Below are 4630 nucleotides of genomic sequence, written 5' to 3' on the forward strand. Positions count from 1 at the left end.
TAACCCACCGCTTTGCGACCAGCTGAATGGCAGGTTATGGCTTCCGCCTTCGCTCTTTGAGCTACCGCGGACGAGTCGCCTCCAACCCGCCCCATAGAATCTACAATGACCCGGCCGCCACGCCCTGCGCCGCCGGAAACACCACCCGATCATCGGTGCGGCAGTAGCGGTCCGCGAACATGCGGCCGATCGGGTGGTAGCGCTCCATATGCACGCGCATGGCGTCCTTATCCCATAACTCGTCGCGGATGTGGAAATGGATGCCTTCGCCCATGATGAACTGGCGGTCGTGGTTGACGTCCATGATTTTCCAGGTCTTGCACTCCATCGCCCACGGCGCGTCGGTCAGCCGCGGCACCGCGACCCCCGTGGAGGGCGCAAGCTTCAACCCGACATAGTCGGGCTCACCGATCTCGGGTGGAAAGTCGCCGCTTGTTTCATGCATCGCGTGCGCCAACGGCTCGTCGGCGATATGGACCACGAACTCGCCGCTGCGCTGGATATTGGTCAGCGTATCCTTGGGCCGGCCATCGGGCCTGAGGTTGATCGCGAACATGCAGAGCGGCGGATCCTCGCAGAACACGTTGAAGAAACTGAACGGCGCGGCGTTGACCACGCCGGTCGGGCCAGTCGTCGTCACCCAGGCGATCGGCCGCGGCAACACGAATGAGGCCAGCATCTTGTAGCGGTCGCGGGACGTGAGATGGGCAGCCGCATATTCCATGTACGCATTCCTTGTCTCGAGCGATTGTCCGACGGAGCCCAGTCTGGCATTCGCGCACGATAAAGCGACCGGTGAGCTGCGCATACCCGGCATTCGCGAGGCAGGACGCACCTTGGGGGTCGGCCGAGTTGAGGCTTGGCTGAGTTTCGCCTCGCCAGCGGACCGGTCATCCTCTCGTCATCACCCGCTCGTGCGGACGAGCAGTCTTCAGAGCGTCGCGCCATGAGCTGGCGGACGTGTCTCCTCCGTCATTGCGAGCGCAGCGAGGCAATCCATACTTTCTTTGTGGCGCGATGGATTGCTTCGCTTTGCTCGCAATGACGGCCCCGCTCCTTGGACCGCCATGCCCGGCCGCGACGAGAAATGAAAACATGTCAAAACGCCGTGTAGCCGCCGTCGATCACGAAGCAATCCGCGGTGTGATACGACGACGCGGCGCTCATGAGATACACTGCGATGCCGCCGAAATCGCCGGGCTCGCCGAACCGCCGCATCGGGATCCGCGGCATCACGGCACCGACGAATTTTTCATCCGCCAGGACGCGCGCGGTCATGTCGCTTCTGATCCAGCCGGGCAGGATCGCGTTGGCGGTGACGCCATGCCGTGCCAGTTCGACCGCGAGCGCCCGGCAGAGCGCGTTGATGGCGGCCTTGGTTGCGGCGTAATGCTCGTTGCGCGCGGTGCCGAACAGCGCGGCCAGGCTCGAGGTCGCGACCAGCCGGCCGAACCGGTCGCCCGACGCAGCGCGTTCGGTCATGTGGCGCGCGGCGGCCTGGAACACATGGAAAACGCCGTCGAGATTGGTCGCAAACATCTTGCGCCATTCGTCCTCGGTGCGGTCGATGAAGGCGCGCCGTCCGCCGCCGCCAATCCCGGCGTTGGCGAAGCAGCCGTCGACGCGGCCGTAACGATCGAGCACGGCCTTCATCGCATCGTTCACCGAGGCGGCATCGGCGACATCGCAGATTCGGGTGTCGACCTGGCCGGGGCCGCCAGCCATCGTCCCGGCGGCGGACTGGTTCTTTTCCGCGTTGCGGCCCCAGATCGAGATATTGCAGCCGCTCGACGCAAGTGCCTGCGCGATTCCGAGGCCGATGCCGCCATTGCCGCCGGTAATGACGGCGACGCGGCCGGACAGGTCGAAAATCGTCATGGGCGTTCCCCCTTTTGTGACGCGCATCAGCGACGCGTTCCGCAAAATGTCCGACCCCAAGCATGGACAAGCCTGCCGCAAAAATCAAATATGGGACACGTGAATCTGAGCAAGACGGCTGATCCGCTCGCGGCGCCAACGACCGCGGCCCGCAGCGCCAGGAGGAAACCATGCAATTCAAGCACGTCACACTCGACATCGAAGGCCCGGTCGCAATCCTCCGGCTCAACCACCAGGAGGTCATGAATGCGGTCTCGATGGACATGCTCGGCGGCCTGGCCGAGGCGCTCGACGCAATTGACGAACTGAAATCCGATGTGCGCTGCGTGGTGTTGACCGGCGCAGGGCGGGCGTTCTGCACCGGCGCCAATCTGCAGGGCCGCAACCAGCAGACATCGGTCAAGAGCAATGCTGGTGCGGCTCTCGAGACCGGCTTCCATCCGTTCCTGCGCCGCTTGCGCAATCTGCATTGCCCGATCGTCACGGCGGTCAATGGGCCGGCCGCCGGCGCCGGCATGAGCTTCGCGCTGATGGGCGACATGATCCTGGTCGCGCGCTCCGCCTATTTCCTGCAGGCGTTCCGCCGCATCGGGCTGGTGCCGGATTGCGGCTCAACCTGGCTGTTGCCGCGCCTGATCGGCAAGGCGCGCTCGGTCGAACTGTCGCTGATGGGCGAGAAGCTGTCGGCCGAGAAGGCGCTGGAATGGGGACTGGTCAACCGCGTCTATGACGACGGCAGCCTGATGGACGAAGCGCTGAAGCTGGCGCATGAACTCGCCGACGGGCCGACGGTCGCGCTATCGCTGATCCGCAAGCTCTATTGGGACAGCCCGGAGAATTCCTTCGAGGAGCAGCTCAACCTCGAATTCGAATCGCAGCGCCGCGCCGGCGCGACGGAAGATTTCAAGGAAGGCGTCACCGCGTTCCTGGAGAAACGGCCGGCGCACTTCAAGGGCAAATGATGGAGGCCGCGCTTTCGCGTTGCGCCGCTTGCTTCTATCCGGGGGCGACCGGCGCGACCGGCGCCGCAAAACTCTCCGGCGGCGCCAGCCAGGAGACCTGGTCGTTCGACATCGTGCATCCCGGCGGCAACGTGGGCGCCATCCTGCGCCGCGCGCCAAAAGGCTATGGTGCGGCGCCGACGCGGGCCGCCGGCCTCGATGCCGAGGCGCAGCTGATGCAGCTTGCTCACGATGCCGGCCTGCCGTCGCCGCGCGTGCTGCATGTGCTGGAACCCGGCGACGGACTCGGTGTCGGCTTCATCATGCAGCGGATCGAGGGCGAGACCATCGCGCGCAAGATTCTGCGCGACGAGGCGTTTGCCAGGGCGCGTCCGATCCTGGCGCGCCGGCTCGGCGAGGTGGCGGCCGGCATTCATGCCCTGTCGCGCGCCAAACTGCCGGCGTTGCGCGTCTCGACTGCACCGCAGGAAATTGCCGAGCTGGAGCGGGAATATCGCGGCTTCGACTGGCCGCGCCCGGTGTTCGAACTGGCGCTGCGTTGGTTGCGCGGCCACGATCCCGGTCCGCCGGATGAGGTCACATTGCTGCATGGCGATTTCCGCCACGGTAATCTCATCATCGGCCCTGATGGATTGCGCGCGGTGCTCGACTGGGAGCTCGCGCATCTCGGCGATCCCATGGAGGATCTCGGCTGGGTCTGCGTCAATTCCTGGCGCTTTGGCGAGATCGACAAGCCGGTCGGCGGTTTTGGGTCGCGCGAAGAGCTGTTTGCCGGCTACGCGAAAGCCGGCGGTCGTGTCGACCTCGAGCGCGTCAACTTCTGGGAAGTCATGGGCACACTGCGCTGGGGCGTGATGTGCTGCGGCATGATGCAGCGCTTTCGCAGCGGGCCCGACCACGCGATGGAGCGCGCCATGATCGGCCGCCGCGCGTCGGAAACCGAGATCGACCTGTTGCGGTTATTGGCACCTCGGGGAAATTCAAATGCAGGATGAACCGACACCGATCGAACTGACCAAGGCGGTCGCCGATTTCCTGCGCGACGACATCGCGCCGCTGATCGCAGGCCATCACGCATTCAAGCTCAGGGTCGCCATCAACATGCTCGACCTGGTGACACGGCAATTGACCCTGGAACAGGGCAGCGCTGCCTCCGAGGCCGCGCGACTGGTGCATCTGCTCGGCCAGGAAGGCCCGCTGCTCGAGCTCAACCGCGCGCTCGCCGGGAGGATCGCCAACGGCGAGGTCGATCTGCAAACGCTCGGCGTCGCCGAGCATCTGTGGCAGACCACGTTGGACAAGCTCGCGGTCGATCAGCCGAACTACGCGTCGTACCGGCGGGAGCTGGAGGCGAAGTGAGAGTCAGTACGTCATTGCGAGCGAAGCGAAGCAATCCCTTCTCTGGCAACGCCAGTCCTGGATTGCTTCGTCGCTGTCGCTCCTCGCAATGACGAGGGGGTGCGGCGTGTCGCTCATCTTCCCAGCCATTTCGGCGGGCGCTTTTCAGAAAACGCCTTCGGCCCCTCGACATAATCCTGCGAGGCCGCCATGGCCTTGACCGCCGGATAATCGCGCTGCTCGGTGATGGCCTGCTCCAGCGAGACCGCCATGCCTTTCTGGATCGCCTGCTTGGAGGCGCGGATCGACATCGGCGAGTTCTTGCAGATCGTCTCCGCCCAGCGCTCGGCCGCCGCCAGCAGTTCACCCTGCGGCACCACCTCGTTGACAAAGCCGAGCTCGAGACCTTCCCTCGCGCTGACGTGGCGCGCGGTCAGGATCATGCCCATGGC

The 4630-nt window shown here is 65.0% G+C and carries 6 protein-coding genes; 3 read left to right on the top strand and 3 right to left on the bottom strand.

Going from position 1 to position 4630, the window contains the following annotated elements; translation table 11 throughout:
* Positions 1–100 precede the first annotated feature (100 nt).
* A complete protein-coding gene (locus tag WCB02_RS40420; RefSeq protein ID WP_423968221.1) occupies positions 101–724 on the bottom strand; it encodes a flavin reductase family protein in 624 nt (207 codons plus the stop codon).
* Between the two features lie 374 nt (positions 725–1098).
* Positions 1099–1878, bottom strand: a complete 780-nt coding sequence (locus tag WCB02_RS40425; protein ID WP_423968224.1) for an SDR family NAD(P)-dependent oxidoreductase — start codon at positions 1876–1878, stop codon at positions 1099–1101.
* A gap of 170 nt (positions 1879–2048) precedes the next feature.
* Between WCB02_RS40425 and WCB02_RS40430 the strand changes: the two genes are divergently transcribed.
* The 3 genes from WCB02_RS40430 to WCB02_RS40440 are packed head-to-tail and all read left to right on the top strand — an operon-like array spanning position 2049 to position 4199.
* Positions 2049–2840, top strand: a complete 792-nt coding sequence (locus WCB02_RS40430) for an enoyl-CoA hydratase/isomerase (RefSeq protein WP_423968226.1) — start codon at positions 2049–2051, stop codon at positions 2838–2840.
* Positions 2837–3835, top strand: coding sequence for a phosphotransferase family protein (locus WCB02_RS40435; RefSeq protein WP_423968228.1), 999 nt, complete (start codon positions 2837–2839; stop codon positions 3833–3835). The genes WCB02_RS40430 and WCB02_RS40435 overlap by 4 nt, the downstream gene beginning before the upstream one ends.
* The gene (locus tag WCB02_RS40440; RefSeq protein WP_423968230.1) at positions 3825–4199 is read left to right on the top strand and encodes a DUF6285 domain-containing protein; all 375 of its coding nucleotides are present in this window, start codon (positions 3825–3827) and stop codon (positions 4197–4199) included. The genes WCB02_RS40435 and WCB02_RS40440 overlap by 11 nt, the downstream gene beginning before the upstream one ends.
* Before the next feature lie 113 nt (positions 4200–4312).
* Here the strand turns inward: WCB02_RS40440 and WCB02_RS40445 are convergent.
* Positions 4313–4630, bottom strand: a 318-nt coding sequence (locus WCB02_RS40445; protein ID WP_423968232.1) for an enoyl-CoA hydratase-related protein, incomplete at its 5' end; no start/stop codon positions are given.

Origin of the sequence: Bradyrhizobium sp., assembly GCF_049581145.1 — a bacterium.
Taxonomy (GTDB): domain Bacteria; phylum Pseudomonadota; class Alphaproteobacteria; order Rhizobiales; family Xanthobacteraceae; genus Bradyrhizobium.

Excerpts from the sequence above, each read along its gene's own strand:
- WCB02_RS40420 (WP_423968221.1), bottom strand. The coding sequence starts at position 724 with ATGGAATATGCGGCTGCCCATCTCACGTCCCGCGACCGCTACAAGATG.
- WCB02_RS40425 (WP_423968224.1), bottom strand. The coding sequence starts at position 1,878 with ATGACGATTTTCGACCTGTCCGGCCGCGTCGCCGTCATTACCGGCGGC.
- WCB02_RS40430 (WP_423968226.1), top strand. The coding sequence starts at position 2,049 with ATGCAATTCAAGCACGTCACACTCGACATCGAAGGCCCGGTCGCAATC.
- WCB02_RS40435 (WP_423968228.1), top strand. The coding sequence starts at position 2,837 with ATGATGGAGGCCGCGCTTTCGCGTTGCGCCGCTTGCTTCTATCCGGGG.
- WCB02_RS40440 (WP_423968230.1), top strand. The coding sequence starts at position 3,825 with ATGCAGGATGAACCGACACCGATCGAACTGACCAAGGCGGTCGCCGAT.